General features: G+C 56.8%; 18 protein-coding genes. 10 read left to right on the top strand and 8 right to left on the bottom strand.

The annotated features are described in order from the left end of the window. Positions 1 to 46: 46 nt before the first annotated feature. Entirely contained in the window at positions 47 to 595 is a 549-nt protein-coding gene (idi, locus tag ABLV12_RS00260) for an isopentenyl-diphosphate Delta-isomerase (RefSeq protein WP_004105550.1), read from the top strand. A 106-nt stretch (positions 596 to 701) separates the two neighbouring features. Here the strand turns inward: idi and lysS are convergent, their stop codons facing one another. From lysS to xerD, 5 genes are all read right to left on the bottom strand, one after another. Further along, positions 702 to 2,219: a lysine--tRNA ligase gene (gene lysS / locus ABLV12_RS00255; RefSeq protein ID WP_004105551.1), complete on the bottom strand. Its 1,518-nt coding sequence runs from the start codon at positions 2,217 to 2,219 to the stop codon at positions 702 to 704. A 9-nt stretch (positions 2,220 to 2,228) separates the two neighbouring features. Continuing rightward, positions 2,229 to 3,327, bottom strand: a protein-coding gene (prfB, locus tag ABLV12_RS00250) for a peptide chain release factor 2 (RefSeq protein WP_097365639.1) whose coding sequence is annotated in 2 segments (ribosomal slippage) — positions 2,229 to 3,251 and positions 3,253 to 3,327 — 1,098 coding nt in all. Because the reading frame shifts where the segments join, the coding sequence is not laid out codon by codon here. Positions 3,328 to 3,412: 85 nt separating this feature from the next. Further along, positions 3,413 to 5,146, bottom strand: a complete 1,734-nt coding sequence (gene recJ / locus ABLV12_RS00245) for a single-stranded-DNA-specific exonuclease RecJ (RefSeq protein ID WP_024274698.1) — start codon at positions 5,144 to 5,146, stop codon at positions 3,413 to 3,415. A gap of 5 nt (positions 5,147 to 5,151) precedes the next feature. Next, positions 5,152 to 5,865 carry a bifunctional protein-disulfide isomerase/oxidoreductase DsbC gene (gene dsbC, locus ABLV12_RS00240; RefSeq protein WP_004105554.1) on the bottom strand — a complete coding sequence of 238 codons (714 nt, stop codon included), beginning with the start codon at positions 5,863 to 5,865 and terminating at the stop codon, positions 5,152 to 5,154. 22 nt (positions 5,866 to 5,887) lie between these two features. Then, complete coding sequence (gene xerD / locus ABLV12_RS00235) at positions 5,888 to 6,784, bottom strand: site-specific tyrosine recombinase XerD (RefSeq protein WP_004105555.1); 897 nt, start codon at positions 6,782 to 6,784, stop codon at positions 5,888 to 5,890. A gap of 121 nt (positions 6,785 to 6,905) precedes the next feature. On the opposite strand from xerD, the gene fldB reads away from it, so the two are divergent. Further along, positions 6,906 to 7,427, top strand: coding sequence for a flavodoxin FldB (gene fldB, locus ABLV12_RS00230; RefSeq protein WP_004105557.1), 522 nt, complete (start codon positions 6,906 to 6,908; stop codon positions 7,425 to 7,427). A gap of 8 nt (positions 7,428 to 7,435) precedes the next feature. Here the strand turns inward: fldB and ABLV12_RS00225 are convergent, their stop codons facing one another. Together ABLV12_RS00225 and sdhE are read right to left on the bottom strand one after the other, a co-directional pair. Further along, positions 7,436 to 7,846, bottom strand: a complete 411-nt coding sequence (locus ABLV12_RS00225; protein ID WP_004105559.1) for a protein YgfX — start codon at positions 7,844 to 7,846, stop codon at positions 7,436 to 7,438. Continuing rightward, a complete protein-coding gene (gene sdhE, locus ABLV12_RS00220; RefSeq protein WP_004105561.1) occupies positions 7,827 to 8,093 on the bottom strand; it encodes an FAD assembly factor SdhE in 267 nt (88 codons plus the stop codon). Before sdhE ends, ABLV12_RS00225 begins: the two co-directional genes overlap by 20 nt. A gap of 243 nt (positions 8,094 to 8,336) precedes the next feature. Here sdhE and ygfZ point away from each other — a divergent pair, with 243 nt between their 5' ends. From ygfZ to ABLV12_RS00180, 8 genes are all read left to right on the top strand, one after another. Next, on the top strand, positions 8,337 to 9,320 hold the full coding sequence (gene ygfZ, locus ABLV12_RS00215; protein WP_004115279.1) for a tRNA-modifying protein YgfZ: 984 nt from the start codon (positions 8,337 to 8,339) through the stop codon (positions 9,318 to 9,320). Positions 9,321 to 9,495: 175 nt separating this feature from the next. Continuing rightward, positions 9,496 to 12,294: a transcriptional regulator DagR gene (gene dagR, locus ABLV12_RS00210; RefSeq protein ID WP_142448279.1), complete on the top strand. Its 2,799-nt coding sequence runs from the start codon at positions 9,496 to 9,498 to the stop codon at positions 12,292 to 12,294. Between the two features lie 120 nt (positions 12,295 to 12,414). Continuing rightward, positions 12,415 to 12,840, top strand: a complete 426-nt coding sequence (locus tag ABLV12_RS00205) for a PTS sugar transporter subunit IIA (RefSeq protein ID WP_348866705.1) — start codon at positions 12,415 to 12,417, stop codon at positions 12,838 to 12,840. Positions 12,841 to 12,852: 12 nt separating this feature from the next. Beyond that, positions 12,853 to 13,338 carry a PTS system mannose/fructose/N-acetylgalactosamine-transporter subunit IIB gene (locus tag ABLV12_RS00200; RefSeq protein ID WP_004854068.1) on the top strand — a complete coding sequence of 162 codons (486 nt, stop codon included), beginning with the start codon at positions 12,853 to 12,855 and terminating at the stop codon, positions 13,336 to 13,338. Between the two features lie 25 nt (positions 13,339 to 13,363). Further along, entirely contained in the window at positions 13,364 to 14,113 is a 750-nt protein-coding gene (locus ABLV12_RS00195) for a PTS sugar transporter subunit IIC (RefSeq protein ID WP_348866704.1), read from the top strand. Then, positions 14,110 to 14,970, top strand: coding sequence for a PTS system mannose/fructose/sorbose family transporter subunit IID (locus tag ABLV12_RS00190; RefSeq protein WP_348866703.1), 861 nt, complete (start codon positions 14,110 to 14,112; stop codon positions 14,968 to 14,970). Before ABLV12_RS00195 ends, ABLV12_RS00190 begins: the two co-directional genes overlap by 4 nt. Positions 14,971 to 14,973: 3 nt before the next feature. Beyond that, positions 14,974 to 16,083: a D-glucosaminate-6-phosphate ammonia lyase gene (gene dgaE, locus ABLV12_RS00185; RefSeq protein WP_064397248.1), complete on the top strand. Its 1,110-nt coding sequence runs from the start codon at positions 14,974 to 14,976 to the stop codon at positions 16,081 to 16,083. Further along, positions 16,070 to 16,813, top strand: a complete 744-nt coding sequence (locus ABLV12_RS00180; protein ID WP_016809672.1) for a 2-dehydro-3-deoxy-phosphogluconate aldolase — start codon at positions 16,070 to 16,072, stop codon at positions 16,811 to 16,813. Before dgaE ends, ABLV12_RS00180 begins: the two co-directional genes overlap by 14 nt. 159 nt (positions 16,814 to 16,972) lie before the next feature. Here ABLV12_RS00180 and ABLV12_RS00175 read toward each other — a convergent pair whose 3' ends face one another. Next, positions 16,973 to 17,632, bottom strand: a complete 660-nt coding sequence (locus ABLV12_RS00175) for a hemolysin III family protein (RefSeq protein WP_004105569.1) — start codon at positions 17,630 to 17,632, stop codon at positions 16,973 to 16,975. Between the last annotated feature and the right edge of the window lie 29 nt (positions 17,633 to 17,661).

The following is a 17,661-nucleotide window of genomic DNA, read 5'->3' as shown; positions in this document are numbered from 1 at the left end:
GACCCGGCGGGTTTGTGCCGGGTCATTTTCTATTTCAGGAGTTGTCATGGCCGGGGAACATGTCATTTTGCTGGACGAGCAAGATAAGCCTACAGGTATGCTGGAGAAGTATGCCGCCCACACCCTCAATACCCCTCTGCATCTCGCGTTTTCCAGCTGGCTGTTCAATGAACAAGGCCAACTGCTGGTCACGCGCCGCTCGCTGGGCAAAAAAGCCTGGCCAGGCGTATGGACGAACTCAGTCTGCGGGCATCCGCAAACCGGCGAAACCTTTGAACAGGCCGTTGAGCGCCGCTGCCGCTTTGAGCTCGGCGTCGAGATAACCCGTATCGTCCCGGTCTTTCCGGGGTTCCGTTACCGGGCCGTCGCGCCGAATGGCATTGTCGAAAACGAGGTCTGTCCGGTCTATGCGGCACGAGTAGCCAGCGCGTTACGGATAAATCCTGACGAAGTGATGGATTTTCAGTGGAGCCATCTTGAGGATGTTTTAAGCGCAATTCGCGCGACGCCCTGGGCTTTTAGCCCGTGGATGGTCATGCAGGCTGCGGATGATAATGCGCGTAATGCCTTAATAAGCTTTAGCCGCCAGGCATAAAAAACCCCAGCAGCGCTGGGGTTTCGTTTATTACAGTCTACCCGCCATACTTCAGGTTGCATGTGCGTTGGCTTTCATGCAACTCGAATGATTCAGGGTTCAGAACTTATTTTACCGGACGCATCGCCGGGAACAGGATCACGTCGCGGATAGTGTGGCTGTTGGTAAACAGCATCACCATACGGTCGATACCGATACCGAGGCCCGCGGTCGGCGGCAGGCCGTGCTCCAGCGCGGTGACGTAGTCTTCGTCATAGAACATGGCTTCGTCGTCACCGGCGGCTTTCGCGTTAACCTGATCGAGGAAACGCTGCGCCTGGTCTTCCGCATCGTTCAGCTCGCTAAAGCCGTTACCGATTTCACGCCCGCCGATGAAGAATTCAAAACGATCGGTGATTTCCGGGTTCTCGTCGTTACGACGCGCCAGCGGAGAGACTTCTGCCGGATATTCGGTGATGAAGGTTGGCTGAATCAGATGCGCTTCCGCCACTTCTTCGAAGATCTCGGTCACGATGCGGCCCAGACCCCAGCTCTTCTCAACGTGAATGCCGATGCTTTCCGCAATGGCTTTTGCAGAATCGAAGTTATCCAGATCGGCCATCTCGGTTTCCGGACGGTACTTCTTGATCGCTTCGCGCATCGTCAGTTTTTCAAACGGCTTGCCGAAATCAAAGGTCTGATCGCCGTAAGGCACTTCGGTATGGCCGAGAACGTCCTGCGCCAGGGTGCGGAACAGGGATTCGGTCAGCTCGATCAGGTCTTTATAGTCCGCATAGGCCATATAGAGTTCCATCATGGTGAACTCTGGGTTATGACGAACGGAGATACCTTCGTTACGGAAGTTACGGTTGATTTCGAACACGCGCTCGAAGCCGCCAACCACCAGACGCTTCAGGTACAGTTCCGGCGCGATGCGCAGGTACATATCCAGATCCAGCGCGTTGTGATGGGTGATGAACGGACGGGCGGAAGCGCCACCGGGGATCACCTGCATCATCGGGGTTTCCACTTCCATAAAGCCGCGGCCGACCATGAACTGACGAATGCCGGCCAGGATCTGCGAACGCACTTTAAAGGTGTTGCGCGATTCATCGTTGGAGATCAGATCCAGGTAGCGCTGACGATAGCGCGCTTCCTGATCCTGCAGGCCGTGGAATTTGTCCGGCAGCGGGCGCAGGGCTTTGGTCAGCAGGCGCAGCTCGGTGCAATGGATGGAGAGTTCACCGGTCTTGGTTTTGAACAGCTTACCGCGCGCCGCGATGATGTCCCCGAGGTCCCATTTTTTGAACTGCTCGTTGTAGACGCCTTCCGCCAGATCGTCGCGGGCGACGTACAGCTGAATGCGGCCGCCAACGTCCTGCAGCGTAACGAAGGAGGCTTTACCCATGATACGGCGGGTCATCATGCGGCCAGCAACGGCGACTTCAACGTTCAGCGCTTCCAGCTCTTCGTTTTCTTTGGCATCGAATTCAGCGTGCAGTTGGTCAGAGGTGTGGTCACGACGGAAATCATTCGGGAACGGGATACCCTGCTCACGCAGCGCAGCCAGCTTCTCACGACGGGCTTTCAGTTCATTATTAAGGTCAATTGCCGCGTCAGCGCCCTGTGCTTGTTGTTCAGACATGTTGGTTCCTCATAACCCTGCTTTCAAACTTGCTTCGATAAATTGATCCAGGCTGCCGTCCAGCACCGCCTGAGTGTTGCGGGTTTCCACCCCGGTACGCAGATCTTTAATGCGGGAGTCATCCAGCACGTAAGAACGGATCTGGCTGCCCCAGCCGATGTCGGATTTGGTATCTTCCATCGCCTGCTTCTCGGCATTTTTCTTCTGCATTTCCAGCTCATAAAGCTTCGCTTTCATCTGCTTCATGGCCTGGTCTTTGTTCTTGTGCTGCGAACGGTCGTTCTGGCACTGGGTCACTAAGCCGGTCGGAATATGGGTGATACGCACCGCGGATTCCGTACGGTTAACGTGCTGACCGCCCGCGCCGGATGCGCGATAAACGTCAATGCGCAGATCCGCCGGGTTGATTTCGATATCAATATCGTCATCCACTTCCGGATAAACGAACGCGGAGCTGAAAGAGGTATGGCGGCGGCCGCCGGAATCGAACGGGCTCTTACGTACCAGACGATGAACGCCGGTTTCGGTACGCAGCCAGCCGTAAGCGTAGTCGCCAATAATCTTGATGGTCACGGACTTAATGCCCGCCACTTCGCCTTCAGACTCTTCGATGATCTCGGTCTTGAAGCCGCGCGCTTCGGCCCAGCGCAGATACATGCGCATCAGCATGCTCGCCCAGTCCTGCGCTTCCGTACCGCCGGAACCGGCCTGGATGTCGAGGTAGCAATCGGCGCTGTCGTATTCGCCGGAGAACATGCGGCGGAACTCAAGCTGCGCCAGCTTCTCTTCCAGCACATCAAGCTCAGCAACGGCTTCGTTAAAGGTCTCTTCGTCGTCGGCTTCAACGGCCAGCTCCAGCAGACCGGAAACATCCTCCAGTCCCTGAGACATCTGATCCAGCGTATCAACGATGGCTTCCAGCGAGGAACGCTCTTTGCCCAGCGCCTGCGCACGTTCTGGTTCGTTCCAGACGTCAGGCTGCTCGAGCTCGGCGTTTACTTCTTCAAGACGCTCTTTCTTAGCATCGTAGTCAAAGATACCCCCTAAGAACGTCCGAGCGCTCCGTGAGGTCCTGAATACGGTTTTTTACCGGATTTATTTCAAACATGGTCGGTTTCTTTTAATGGATTCGTCAAAATGCGGTGATAAGAGCGGAATTCTACCGGATTCGCGCTCTCATTAATATACTGTTCTCAATTTGGCCAGAGGTGGTCAATGATCAGCTGCAGGCTGCGGTTGCCGCGGAACTCATTGATATCCAGCTTATAGGCAAGCTGAACTTCGCGAACGCCGTTATCCGGCCAAATGGAAGTATCCACATTGAACGCAATACCGTCCAGCAGCGGGCCACCGCCGACCGGCTCAACCATCACCTTCAGGTGACGCTCGCCGACCAGACGCTGTTGTAGCAGACGAAAACGGCCATCGAACAGCGGCTCAGGGAACATCTGCCCCCATGGCCCGGCGTCGCGCAGCATTTGTGCGACCTCCATGCTCATCTCTGCCGCCGCCAGCGGGCCGTCGGAGACCACTTCGCCCTGCAGTAGCGCAGGATCGAGCCACTCGGTCACCAGTTCGCCGAAACGCTGCTGAAACTCCTCAAAACGCGCCTCTTCTAACGACAAACCCGCCGCCATGGCATGACCGCCGAATTTCAGAATCAGCCCGGGATAGAGGGTATCCAGACGCTCCAGCGCATCGCGCATATGCAGCCCCTGAATCGACCGACCTGAGCCTTTGAGCGTACCGTCGCCGGTGGGCGCAAAGGCGATAACCGGGCGATGGAAGCGCTCTTTAATACGCGAGGCCAGAATGCCGACGACGCCCTGATGCCATTGCGGGTGGTACATCGCCAGGCCGCCGGGCAGCGTCTCGCTGCTGCGTTCCAGCTTTTCACACAGGGTCAGCGCTTCCGCCTGCATCCCCTGTTCTATCTCTTTACGCGTCTGGTTTAACGCGTCCAGCTCATTGGCCAGCACCCGCGCTTCGCCGGTGTTGTCGCACAGCAGCAGCGCCACGCCGACGGACATGTCGTCCAGCCGCCCTGCCGCATTAAGGCGCGGGCCAAGCGCGAAGCCGAGATCGCTTGCCGCCAGCTTTTGCGGATCGCGGTTGGCGATTTCCAGCAGCGCCTTGATGCCCGGACGGCATTTACCTGCCCGGATGCGGCTCAGCCCCTGCCAGGTCAGAATACGGTTGTTGGCATCCAGCGGAACAACGTCCGCCACGGTGCCAAGCGCCACCAGATCGAGTAAATCCGCCAGATTCGGCGGCGCAATGCCGCGCTCATCAAACCAACCTTTATCACGCAGAAAAGTGCGCAGCGCCAGCATCAGATAAAAGGCCACGCCAACCCCGGCCAGCGATTTTGACGGGAACTCGCAGTCCCGCAGGTTCGGGTTAATAATCGCTTCGGCGGCAGGCAGCGTATCCCCCGGCAGATGGTGATCGGTCACCAGCACCGGAATACCCAGCGCATGGGCGCGCTCGACGCCGGCGTGGGAGGAAATGCCGTTATCCACGGTCATTATCATCTGCGCGCCGCGGGCGTGAGCCTGATCGACCACTTCCGGACTCAGGCCATAGCCATCCTCAAAACGGTTTGGCACCAGGTACGAGACGTTGCCGTAGCCCAGCCCCCGCAGGGCCAGAACGCTAAGCGCAGTGCTGGTAGCGCCGTCGGCGTCAAAATCGCCGACCACCACAATGTGCAGCTCCTGCTTAAATGCGCCGTAGAGCATCTCTACCGCTTTTTCGACGCCGGTCAGCTGCGACCATGGCAGCATACCTTTTACACCGCGTTCCAGCTCCTGCGCGCTACGCACGCCGCGGCTGGCGTACAGCCGCTGCAGCAGCGGAGGGAGATCGGCAGGTAAATCGACGCCGTCAGCCGCCTCGCGGCGGCGTAGTTGTATCTGTTGTTTCACGCGAATCAGTTACCGCTTATCTGTTTTTGATGCTCATCAAGGAGCGCTTTCAGGTCTTTAGGATCGCGATAGCCAGGCATCAGCGTACCGTCGCTCAGCACCATCGCCGGCGTGCCGTTAACGCCAAGCTGCACGCCGAGCGTGTAGTGTTTAGCGATATCAACATCGCAGCTCGCTGGCTGCACACCTTTGCCGCTCATCGCGTTATCCAGCGCTTTGTTGCGATCTTTGGCGCACCAGATAGCCTTCATATTCTGCTCGGCTTCGCTTTGCAGCCCCTGGCGCGGGAAGGCCAGATAGCGCACGGTAATCCCCAGCGCGTTATAGTCGCTCATCTGCTCATGCAGCTTGTGGCAATAACCGCAGGTAATATCGGTGAAGACGGTGATGACATGTTTTTCCTGCGGCGCTTTGTAGACGATCATCTCTTTTTCCAGGGCGTTTAGCTTCCCCCCCAGCAGCGCATTGGTAACGTTTACCGGCTGCGCGCCGCTGACATCGTACATCGGCCCCTGGATAATGTGTTTACCATCATCGGTGACGTACAGCACGCCGCTGTCCGTCAACACGGTGCTGATGCCTTTGACCGGCGAAGGCTGCACGTCCGAGCTCTGCACGCCAAGCTTCGCCAGCAGTTGCTTGATCGCCGCGCTATCGGCATGCGCCGCACCGGATAAGGTGGTCGCCAGCAGAGTGAACATCAGTAAACCTTTTTTCATACTCAGTCCTTTTTTTCAGCACTCACGCACGCGGGTGATGCTGTTGATGGAGTTGTCGCAGACGCTCGGTCGCCACGTGGGTATAGATCTGCGTCGTGGAGAGATCGCTGTGTCCTAACAGCATCTGCACCACGCGTAAGTCGGCGCCGTGATTAAGTAAATGGGTAGCGAACGCATGGCGCAGCACGTGCGGAGAGAGCTTTTCGCTGTCAATTCCCGCCAGTACGGCATAGTGCTTAATTCGATGCCAGAACGTCTGGCGCGTCATCTGCTGCGCGCGCTGGCTGGGAAAAAGCACATCGGAAGCCACGCCGTTCAGCAGCCAGGGACGCCCGTACTCCAGGTAATTCTCAACCCACAGTACCGCCTCTTCGCCTAACGGCACCAGACGTTCTTTATTTCCTTTACCGATCACGCGCAGCACGCCCTGACGCAGGCTGATATCGCTCATGGTCAGGCCCACCAGTTCAGAAACGCGCAGACCGGTGGCATACAGCACTTCCAGCATCGCTTTATCACGCAGTTCCAGCGGTTGTTCAACCAAAGGTGCCTGAAGCAGGCGCTCAACCTGCGCCTCGCTCAGATCCTTCGGCAGCCGCTGCGGCAGCTTTGGCGATGCGAGCAGCGCGCTTGGGTCATCGGGGCGAATTTTTTCCCGGTACAGATGCTGGAAGAAGCGACGCACGGCGCTTAGCAGGCGCGCGGTGCTGGTGGCTTTATAACCGCCGGTTTGCCGCTCCGCCAGCAGCGACTGGAGATCTTCGCCGCTGACGCTGGCAAGCGACAGGCCACGATGATGCAGCCATTCCACGACCATCGTCAGATCCCGGCGGTAGGCGCTCAGCGTGTTTTCCGCCAGATTCCGCTCCAGCCACAAGGCATCAAGAAACTGCTCGATTTGTGCGAGATCCTGTTCCACTCCGGCCTCTTTGTATATTAAAACGGCGCCATTATACCCTAAATAATTCGAGTTGCAGGCGGGCGCGGCCTTTCTGGTACACTAAGCGCAAAGTCACAGCAAGAATTGAGACGTTTCCGCGATGAACATAGGTCTTTTTTACGGCTCCAGCACCTGCTACACAGAAATGGCGGCGGAAAAAATCCGCGATATCATCGGCCCTGAACTGGTGACGCTGCATAACCTGAAAGATGATTCCCCTGCCCTGATGACCCAATATGATGTGCTGATTCTCGGCATTCCAACCTGGGATTTTGGCGAGATCCAGGAGGACTGGGAGGCGGTCTGGCAGCAGCTTGATACGCTGGATCTGCAGGGTAAAATCGTCGCGCTCTATGGCATGGGCGACCAGCTAGGCTACGGCGAATGGTTCCTTGACGCGCTCGGCATGCTGCACGATAAGCTGGCAACAAAAGGGGTTAAGTTCATCGGCTACTGGCCAACCGAAGGCTATGAATTTACCAGCCCGAAACCGGTCATCGCCGACGGCCAGCTGTTCGTTGGTCTGGCGCTCGATGAAACCAACCAGTATGACCTGAGCGATGAGCGTATTCAGAACTGGTGCGAGCAAATCCTCGGCGAAATGGCTGAGCAGTTCGCCTGAGTCCAGGCTTAATCTTGCGTCGGTTTCTGTAACACCAGCCGACGCAGATCGCGCCACTCGCCCGCGTCCATGCTATCCGCCGCCACCCATAGATGCTGAGTGCGTTGGTTTTCCGTATTTCGCAGGCGCAGCAGCATTCCGCTATTAATTACCCACGGGGTGCCGACGATATCCCACTCCGCTTTTTGCCAGCGCAGGCGAGAGTCAATCAGCAGCTTTATTTCCCCCTGTCTGGCATGGATCCGCCGCTGGCTGCGCACGCAGTCGAACACCACCAGCGACAGCAGTATCAGCCACAGCGGGGTATAGCTCAGCGGCCAGGGCAACACCAGCACCAGCGCCGCCACCACGCCGTGCATCAACAGTGAGAACCATTGCGCTCGCCACGAGATGCGTAAATCAGATTGCCACAGGACCACGTTCCCGATTCCGTGTCTGAATTAATTTTACCATCCGCTGCAGTTCTGCATCAGCCGGTTCGCCATGGTTCATCAACCAGTTGAACAGGTCCGGATCGTCATTTTCCAGCAGGCGGATGAACAACCGCTTATCGTCATCACTGAGCGTATCGTACTCATGCTCAAAAAACGGCATGATGGAGATATCGAGTTCACGCATTCCCCGGCGGCATGCCCAGTGGATGCGAGCTTTATTGTTAATATCCATGTTTTACTTCCTGCTTATAAATATTGCTTAGTTTAACCCGTTTTCGCCGCTGACTTCACTGGAATATCAAGATTCACGAGCGCTATTCCATGAAATCTCTAAAATAATCAGGTTATTGATAATTTCGTTCGCGTTAGCGCCCAGTTTTGAGGGCACGAATGGCCTGGCAAAAGCGCTTGCATTGCACCATAGCTCTTTTACCATTAGTCACACACTCTGCGTTAAGCTATTCAGGATATGACTATGGCTTTTACACCTTTTCCTCCGCGTCAGCCCTCCTCTTCCGCTCGTCTGCCGTTAACGCTGATGACGCTGGATGACTGGGCGCTGGCGACGATTACCGGGCCGGATGGCGAGAAATATCTGCAGGGGCAGATCACCGCTGACGTCAGCCACCTGACCGACGAGCAGCATCTGCTTGCCGCGCATTGTGACGCCAAGGGCAAGATGTGGAGCAATCTGCGCGTTTTCCGTCGCAACGAGGGTTTTGCGTGGATTGAGCGCCGCAGCCTGCGCGATGCGCAGCTGACTGAACTGAAAAAGTATGCGGTGTTCTCTAAAGTGACCATCGCCGCCGACGATGAATCCGTGCTGCTGGGCGTTGCCGGGTTCCAGGCACGCGCTGCGCTGACGCCGCTGTTTAACGAGCTGCCAAATGCCGATAAACAGGTTGTCAGCGAAGGTGCCACCAGCGTGCTGTGGTTTGAGCATCCCGCCGAGCGCTTCCTGCTGGTGACCGATGTGGCAACCGCCACCCGCATCACCGACGCGCTGCGCGGCGAAGCACAGCTAAACAATAGCCAGCAGTGGCTGGCGCTGAATATTGAAGCTGGCCTGCCGGTCATCGACAGCGCCAACAGCGCGCAGTTTATTCCGCAGGCCACCAACCTGCAGGCGCTGGGCGGCATCAGCTTCAAAAAAGGCTGCTATACCGGTCAGGAGATGGTTGCCCGCGCTAAATTCCGCGGTGCCAATAAGCGCGCCCTGTGGTATCTGGCCGGGACCGCCAGCCGCGTGCCTGAAGCCGGGGAAGACCTGGAAATGAAGATGGGTGACAACTGGCGTCGTACCGGTACCGTTTTAGCGGCCGTGCAGCTGGATGATGGTCGCCTGCTGGTGCAGGTAGTGATGAATAACGATATGGAGCCGGGCAGCGTATTCCGCGTGCGCGACGATGCCGGCAGCCTGAGCATTGAGCCGCTGCCGTATTCGCTGGAAGAGAGTTAAAGCGATATTCCCCGCCGCCTTCTTCCTGGAGGCGGCGCTACCCCACCCGCAAACCACGAAACACCCGCGACCGCGCGCTTTGCGCAAATGCGCCATCTCTGGCCCAGGCCACTTTCATGCGTAGAAGAATAGTGTATGTTCTGAACAATCATTTATTTCTTAAGCGGTAAAAGAGATGAGACGGATTGAGGTCATACTGGGGGAACTGGAGCGATTAACTCGCGGGCTGAATCTTGCGGATCTGGAACAGGAAACGGCATTTACGGCGGAAGCCATCGGCTTTAACCTCGGGCTTGCGCGCAACTCGGTCAGCAAAGATCTCAATCAATTATGGAACGACGGCCTGGTGATTAAGAGCAAAGGACGCCCCGTGTTCTTTTGGCACCGCCAGGCAATGGAAACGCTGCTGGGGCGCAGACTGAATGATACCGAATGTGAAGTGCGTACGGTTGCCGACCTTCTGCCGCATCAGGAAGGTTGCTCAACGGATGATCCCTTCAGCAGCCTGATTGGCTACGATCGCAGCCTCCGTGATGCGGTAGAAAAAGGCCGCGCAGCGGTGCTTTATCCTCACGGGCTCCATGTATTGCTGACCGGCCCCTCCGGGGTAGGTAAAACTTTCTTTGCCGAACTGATGCACCGTTTTGCCTGCGAGCATGCGGCGGGTTCCCCCCCGCCGCTGGTCTACTTTAACTGCGCCGAGTATGCGCATAACCCGGAGCTGCTCTCTTCGCATTTGTTCGGCCATCGACAGGGCGCATTTACCGGCGCCAGTGAGAATAAAGCCGGTCTGGTGGAGCAGGCGGACGGCGGATATCTGCTGCTTGATGAGGTGCACCGCCTGCCGTATGAAGGACAGGAAAAACTCTTCTCCATTCTCGACAAAGGCCAATATCGCCCGCTCGGTTCAAGCGCCACGGCGCGGTCGATCACGGTACGCTTGATTTGCGCCACCACCGAACCGGTCAGCTCAGCGCTGCTGCGAACCTTCCAGAGGCGCATCCAGGTCTGTATCGATCTCCCCGGGATCCGTCAGCGCTCGGTGGAAGAACAGGTGGAACTTATTGTCGGTTTTCTCCAGCGCGAGAGCCGCAAAATTGAGCGTACGGTCAGTATCGACAAAACGCTGTTGCTCTGGCTGCTGAATAAACCGCTGGAAGGCAATATCGGCCAGCTCAAAAGCGATATCCAGTTTCTTTGCGCCCAGGCGTGGGCTGCGGGAATGACCGAGCATAACGACACGCTCCGGCTGGATAAACGGCTGGTAGAAGTGCCGTTCAACGCCACCCCGGAACAGCGTCTGCTGATCGATACCTTGTTTGACGGCCAGGATCGGCTAAGCGTTGATGCGCGCACGTTACCCGCATTGAAAACCTCTCTGGCGACAGGAGCGGAGATCGAAGAAAGCGATCTGTTTTACAGCTTCCTGACCCGCGAATACGTCAACCTGCGCAACAGCAACGTCCCACCGGCTGAAACGCTGGCGATCCTCAAAAACAAACTCAGTTCCATCTTCGAATATGGCCTCTACAGCCGCGACAGCGTGGCCCATCCGCCGCGCTATGGCGATCGGATTGAAGAGCGGGTGACCCTGCTGATTGGCTGTGTGGAACAGGTGCTGGGCTTTACGCTGCCAGAAAACCTGATGAATCCGCTGCGTAAACACTTTCTGGCGCTAATTGGCTACGTGCAGCGCGGGCTGATCCCGCAGCTCTACTCCTCCAGCCTGATCCTCGACCGCTGCAAAGACGAGTATGAAAACGCGACTCTACTGTGCCGGAAAATCAACGAACTGCTGCATATTCAGTGCCCGGCGACGGAGGTCGTCTGGCTCTGTCTGTTCCTGAAAGAGTGTCGCCATTATCGCCAGCGGATCGACGCCAGTCCCGACTGCGGCGTCATTTTAATCGCCCACGGCGCGACGACGGCGACCAGTCAGGCGCAGTACGTCAACCGGGTACTGGAGCGCGAGCTGTTCAGCGCCATCGATATGCCCTTTGAGCAGTCGGTGCATGACACGCTGGAAACGCTAACCCAGCGGATCCAGACCCAACGCTACCGGCGGCTGATTCTGATGGTGGATATCGGCTCGCTGGTGCATTTTGGCAGCACCATCAGCAAGCTATTCCAGATTGACGTCCTGTTAATGCCCAATATTACGCTGACCAGTCTGCTGGAGCTGGGTCTGGATTTAAGCTATGAAACCAGCGAGCTACCGCAGCTGGCGGAATTACTGCAGAGTAAAAATATCCCCTGTCAGCTCTGTACTCCGCAGCAGGAGAACGGCGGTAAGGTGCTGGTGATCTCCTGCATTACCGGCATGGGAACCGCAGAGAAAATCAAAAAAGTGCTGGAGGAAAGTTTTGGCGAGCTGATGTCGCAGGATACGCGAATGGTGATCCTTGATTACAACGAGGTTCGCAGCCTGGAGCGCGTTCAGCAGTCGCTGCTGGCCGGTGAGCGACTGGCGGGGATTGTCGGCACCTTCCAGCCGGGGCTGCCGGACATTCCGTTTATCTCACTTGAAGAGCTGTTCTCCGAGCAGGGGCCGGAACTGGTGCTCAGCCTGCTCACGCCGGACCTATCAAGCAGTGAGCGCCGTCTGGAGATGGAGCGCAGCGCGATGCGCTTCATCAGCGCGCTGACCATGGAAAGTATCATCAACCATATTTCGGTACTCAATCCCCAGCGCATTCTCAAAGAAATGGAGGGCGTGTTTAACCATTTAACCACCTCGCTTTCGCTGAAACCCAGCCGCCAGGTGACACTGCGCTTCCTGATCCACTGCTGTTGCATGGTCGAGCGTATCGTGATTAACCGGAAACCGTTACAGATGTCGCTGGAGAGCCAGCCCGCGCTGGACGTCCGCGCGTTTAGTGTCATTAAATCCGCCTTCCAGCCGATCGAAGAGGCTTATGCCATTCGTTTATCCGACGCGGAATATTTTTATATCTACGAACTGCTATATCGCTGATCCCTTAACTGGCGTGGCTTTACGCCGCGCCTGCCCCTCTTCTCCCCCCATGTGACACAAATTCTGGCACAGCCTTTGCTCTTATTACGTATGTCAACGTAATAGCGCCAGGAGGCCATTTTGATTACCACTGAACCTTTGTCCCAGATCCTGCTGCTGACCCATGGCGGCTGGGGACAACAACTCTGCAACAGCCTGTGCATGGTGACGGGCGAAATTAAAGGCGTAACGGAAATCGCCCTGATGCCCCTCGATACATTGGGCGAGTTTTATCAGCGCGTAGAAGCTGTCGTGAAAACCCTGCCCGAAGGCTCGCTTATTCTGACCGATTTTATTGGCGGGACCACCTCTAACGTGGCCGCGCGGCTAAGCGCCGATTATCCGGTGGCGGTGATTTCCGGACTGAATGCCTCGCTGCTGCTGGAGGCCCTGGACAAGCGGGAACAGGGGCCGCTATCCGCCTGCGTAGCTGAATTGGTCGAAGCCGCGCGCAGCAGCTGTCTGGACGTTGTCGCCCACGTGCGTCAATTACAACAATCACAATAAGGAAAAAATATCATGGCTAACATCGTGTTATGTCGCATCGACAGCCGCCTCATTCATGGACAAGTGGTGACGAAGTGGGTCGGACAATCCCAGGCCAACCGGATTGCGGTAGTGAGTGATGAGCTGGATGCCGATCCGTTTATGAAAAATATCTATCTGATGGCGGCACCGCCAAACATCAAAGTGGATTGCTACAGCAATCAGAGCTTTGCCGCATCGTGGAAAGAAAACCAGCTTGGCGACGGCAGCGTGCTGGTGCTGTTCCCCTCTCTCGCGGCGATTCAGGAGGCCGTACAGCTCGGGTTTGATGTTTCCGCCATTCAGGTTGGCGGCTTAGGCGGCGGGCCGAACCGCAAGGTCGTTTTCCAGAACATCACGTTGGATGAAAAAGACGTTGGCATTCTTCACGACCTGAAAAGTCGAGGGATTAAGGCGGTCTTCCAGACTATCCCGGAAGATAAGCCGCAGTCGCTGGACGATATCCTGAAAAAATTCTAATCCTCTGATAACAGGGTAAATAATTATGGATACTTTAGTCTTTGCAAGCCTGATGGGATTGTATTACTGGTTTGCCCGCTTACGCCTTGGCTACACCTTCTCCGCCATGCTGCTTCAACCCGTGGTGATCGCCGTTTTTGTCGGCCTGCTGTTGGGCAACATGGAAACAGCGATGATTATTGGCGCTGGCATGCAGCTGGTTTACCTCGGCGTGACCTCAACGCCCGGCGGTAACGTGCCGTCAGATCCGGCGCTGGCCGCCTGCATCTCGATTCCTATTACCGTAAAAGCCGGAATGGATCCGAACCTGGCCATCGCGCTGGCCATCCCGTTTGGCGTGATCGGCGTATTCCTTGACCAGCTCAGACGCACGCTGAACGCCGCGTGGGTCCATATGGCGGATAAACACGCGGAAACGGCCAACATGGGCGGCATTATGCGCTGCGCGTTCCTCTACCCGGCGTTGCTCGGCCTGGTGCTGCGTTTCCCGGTAGTGTTTGCTGCCAACTATTTTGGCCAGGACGTGGTGGAAAGTTTCCTCAAGCTGATGCCGCACTGGTTGACTCACTCCTTTGAAATTATGGGCGGCATTCTGCCGGCGCTGGGCTTTGCCATCACCATCATGGTGATCGGTAAGAAGAGCCTGCTGCCGTGGTTTATCGGCGGATTCTTTGCGGTGCTTTACCTGAAGGTGGACATCATGGCGATGGCAATCTTTGGTACCTGCGTGGCCTTCCTGATTAAGGGCCTGGCGAAAAATGAAGGAGCAGCATGATGAGCAGCGATGTAATGCAGCATGAACTGGTGGAGCGCGCGCGGGAGAACGGCACGCTGACCAAAGCGGACATCACCAAAGCCTGGTTTATTTACTGGCTGGGCGCGGAAGTTTCCAGCTCCTATGAGCGTTTACAAAGCCTGATTTTCTGCGCCTCAATGACGCCGATTATCAAAAAACTCTACCCGCAAAAAGAAGAGCAGGTGGAGGCGCTAAAACGCCATCTGAACTTCTTCAACTCTGAGCAGACCTTTGGCGCGGTGATTCAGGGGATCTCGATTGCGATGGAGGAGCAGAAAACCCGCGGTGAACCGATTAGCGACGCGTCTATCACCGGGATTAAGACCGGGCTGATGGGGCCGCTGGCCGGAATGGGGGACTCGATCATCTGGGCGGCCATCATGCCGTTGCTGATTGCAATTTTCATCCCGTTCGCCGCCAGCGGCAGCGCGATGGGCGGTATTGTGCCTTTAATTCTCTATCCGGCCATTACGCTGGCGATCAGCTACGGCATGGTGCACAAAGGCTACACCCTGGGACGCGACTCAATCATCGGCCTGCTCCAGGGAGGGCGAATTAAGGAGCTTATCTATGGCGCGAACGTGCTGGGCCTGATTATGATGGGCGCGCTCTCCGCAAGCTACGTCAAAATAACGACTCCCTTAAAGCTCAGCGCGCTGAAGGGCTCGGAGGTGGTGGTCCAGCAAATCCTCGACTCTATCGCGCCCGGCCTGTTGCCGCTGGCGGCGGTGTTTGCCATCTACTTCTATCTGGTGAAGAAAGGGCCGCGCTACACCACCATTCTGCTGTCAATTGTCGCGCTCAGCGTGGTCTGTTCGCTGCTGGGAGTGTTGTAAACCATGACGCAGAATATCTATCAACAGCTGGGGTTAAAACAGGTGATTAACGCCTGCGGCAAAATGACAATTCTGGGCGTTTCCAGCGTGGCGCCGGAGGTGATGCAGGCAACGGCGCGGGCGGCATCGGCCTTTGTGGAAATCGACAGGCTGGTAGACAGCACCGGCGAGCGGGTCTCCCGCTTTACCGGTGCGGAGGACAGCTATATCACCTCCTGCGCCTCGGCGGGAATCGCCATCGCCGTGGCCGCCGCGATTACCCATGGCGACCAGGCGCGAGTGATGCAGATGCCGGACAGTCGCGGTATGGCCAACGAAGTCGTCATGCTCCGCGGGCATAACGTCGATTACGGCGCGCCCATCACCAGCGCGATTCGCTTAGGCGGTGGGCGCGTCGTGGAGGTCGGTTCAAGCAATCTGGCGGCGCGCTGGCAGCTGGAGAGCGCGATCTCTACCAGTACCGCCGCCCTGCTGTATGTGAAATCACACCACTGCGTGCAAAAAGGGATGTTGAGTATCGAGGATTTCGTGCAGGTCGCACAGACTCACAACCTGCCGCTGATTGTTGATGCCGCCGCCGAGGAGGATTTACGCGTCTGGGCGGCAAGCGGAGCGGACATGGTTATCTATAGCGGGGCAAAAGCGTTTAACGCGCCCACCTCCGGATTCATCACCGGGAAAAAACAGTGGATAGCGGCGTGTAAGGCGCAGCATCACGGTATTGCCCGGGCGATGAAAATCGGCAAGGAGAATATGGTCGGTCTGGTTTATGCGCTGGAACACTATCATCAGGGGCAGAAGGTGGTCACTGCCGAGGAACTCCTGCCCGTCGCAAAAGCGATCTCAGCGATAAACGGCTTACAAGCCGATATTGAGCAGGATGAAGCCGGACGCGCTATCTGGCGTATCCGCATTCAGGTGAATGCCCAGGCGCTGGGCCTGGATGCCCGCGAAGTCGAAGCACAGCTGCGCAATGGCGATATCGCCATTTACGCCCGGCGCTATAACCTCCATCAGGGGGTTTTTAGTCTGGACCCACGAACGGTGGCTGAAGGGGAGATGGCCCTGATCGTGGCGCGCTTAAAGGAGATTGCAAACCATGCAGCAAATTAATTTTTATCGCCAACGAGTGGCAATTAACGTACTGGCGAAAGATATCGCTAACGCCCGGGAAATTTATGATGCCGCCGAAGGCCATGCGGCGATTGGCGTCCTCTCTGCACAATTTGCCTCCGTAGAAGAAGGTGTTCAGGAGGTAAAACGCTGGATGGCGGAGATACCCTCCATCTCCGTAGGCCTGGGCGCCGGCGATCCTGCGCAGTATTACAAAGCGGCGATGATCGCGTCAGCGCTTCACCCGGCGCATGTTAATCAGACCTTTACCGGCTGCGGGTTTGCCGCAGGAGCGCTGGCAGCTACGGGCGGGCAGCAAACCTGCATTAACGCGCTGGTCAGCCCAACGGGAACCCCTGGCGAGGTTCTTATCTCCACCGGCGTCAGCAGCTGTCAGGGTACGCCGGCACGCGTCTCCTGCGATGCGGCGGTACGCATGATGCAGGACATGGGGGCCCATGCGGCGAAGTTTTTCCCCATGGGCGGCGAAAAGTCGTTACCGGAGCTGTATATGCTGGCGACCACGGCAGCTCGTAACGGGATGACGTTAATCGAACCAACCGGCGGAATCGATCTCGATAACTTTGGCATTATTTTGCAAAGCTGCCTGGAAGCAGGCGTACCTCGCGTGATGCCTCATGTTTACAGCTCGATAATCGACCCGCAAACCGGCAATACCCGGCCAGAAGATATCCGCAGATTAATGGATATCGTGAAAGCCGTGGTCTGAATAAAAAACACCAGGCCGTAGCCCAGGCAGGCAAGCCATCACCAACGGAGAATGTCCCGGAGGCGGCGCTGGCGCGCCATGTCCGGGCTACCAGCCCTCAGACGACGGTGAACCTGTAGCCCGGCTAAGCGTAGCGCGAGCCGGGAGATTTCTCAAAATTTAAGCCTGCCCGACGTACAAATAAATCGCCAGGAAGTGGCACACGCTGCCGCCCAGCACAAAGCCGTGCCAGATAGCGTGGTTGTACGGAATACGCTTACAAACGTAGAAAATAACCCCCAGCGAATAGACGACCCCGCCCACCGCAAGCAGCGTCACGCCGCCAATCGCCAGCTTAATCGCCAGCTGATAAACGACGATCAGCGACAGCCAGCCCATAGTCAGATAGGTCACTAAAGAGAGGATCTTAAAACGATGCGCAATCGTCAGCTTAAACAGGATCCCCAGCAGCGCCAGGCTCCAGATGACGATCATCAGCCCGCGCGAGAGCGGCGAATTTAGCCCCACCAGCAGAAACGGCGTGTAGGTTCCGGCAATCAGCAGGTAGATGGCGCAGTGGTCGAATTTTTTTAGCCACAGCTTAGCCCGCTGATGCGGAATCGCGTGATAGAGGGTCGAGGCGAGGAACAGCAAAATCATGCTGCCGCCGTACAGACTGTAGCTGGTGATAGCCGTTGCGCCGGCGTTGCTATCTACCGCCTGCACCAACAACAGCACCAGACCAACGATACCGAACACCAGCCCGATCCCGTGACTGATGCTGTTGGCAACTTCCTCTGCCAGAGAATATCCCTGTGTGATTAACGATTTGCGAACCATATTTGACTCCGAAAACCCGTACGCTTTCA

This window comes from Klebsiella sp. CN_Kp100, from assembly GCF_040065315.1.
Taxonomy (GTDB): domain Bacteria; phylum Pseudomonadota; class Gammaproteobacteria; order Enterobacterales; family Enterobacteriaceae; genus Klebsiella; species Klebsiella oxytoca.
This window is presented reverse-complemented; position numbering and strand designations above follow the sequence as displayed.

What these genes read in the sequence shown, in the direction of transcription:
- fldB (WP_004105557.1), top strand. Translation starts at nt 6,906, where the DNA reads ATGAACATAGGTCTTTTTTACGGCTCCAGCACCTGCTACACAGAAATG.
- lysS (WP_004105551.1), bottom strand. Translation starts at nt 2,219, where the DNA reads ATGTCTGAACAACAAGCACAGGGCGCTGACGCGGCAATTGACCTTAAT.
- ABLV12_RS00175 (WP_004105569.1), bottom strand. Translation starts at nt 17,632, where the DNA reads ATGGTTCGCAAATCGTTAATCACACAGGGATATTCTCTGGCAGAGGAA.
- ABLV12_RS00200 (WP_004854068.1), top strand. Translation starts at nt 12,853, where the DNA reads ATGGCTAACATCGTGTTATGTCGCATCGACAGCCGCCTCATTCATGGA.
- dgaE (WP_064397248.1), top strand. Translation starts at nt 14,974, where the DNA reads ATGACGCAGAATATCTATCAACAGCTGGGGTTAAAACAGGTGATTAAC.
- ygfZ (WP_004115279.1), top strand. Translation starts at nt 8,337, where the DNA reads ATGGCTTTTACACCTTTTCCTCCGCGTCAGCCCTCCTCTTCCGCTCGT.
- ABLV12_RS00180 (WP_016809672.1), top strand. Translation starts at nt 16,070, where the DNA reads ATGCAGCAAATTAATTTTTATCGCCAACGAGTGGCAATTAACGTACTG.
- sdhE (WP_004105561.1), bottom strand. Translation starts at nt 8,093, where the DNA reads ATGGATATTAACAATAAAGCTCGCATCCACTGGGCATGCCGCCGGGGA.
- dagR (WP_142448279.1), top strand. Translation starts at nt 9,496, where the DNA reads ATGAGACGGATTGAGGTCATACTGGGGGAACTGGAGCGATTAACTCGC.
- dsbC (WP_004105554.1), bottom strand. Translation starts at nt 5,865, where the DNA reads ATGAAAAAAGGTTTACTGATGTTCACTCTGCTGGCGACCACCTTATCC.
- idi (WP_004105550.1), top strand. Translation starts at nt 47, where the DNA reads ATGGCCGGGGAACATGTCATTTTGCTGGACGAGCAAGATAAGCCTACA.
- ABLV12_RS00195 (WP_348866704.1), top strand. Translation starts at nt 13,364, where the DNA reads ATGGATACTTTAGTCTTTGCAAGCCTGATGGGATTGTATTACTGGTTT.
- ABLV12_RS00190 (WP_348866703.1), top strand. Translation starts at nt 14,110, where the DNA reads ATGATGAGCAGCGATGTAATGCAGCATGAACTGGTGGAGCGCGCGCGG.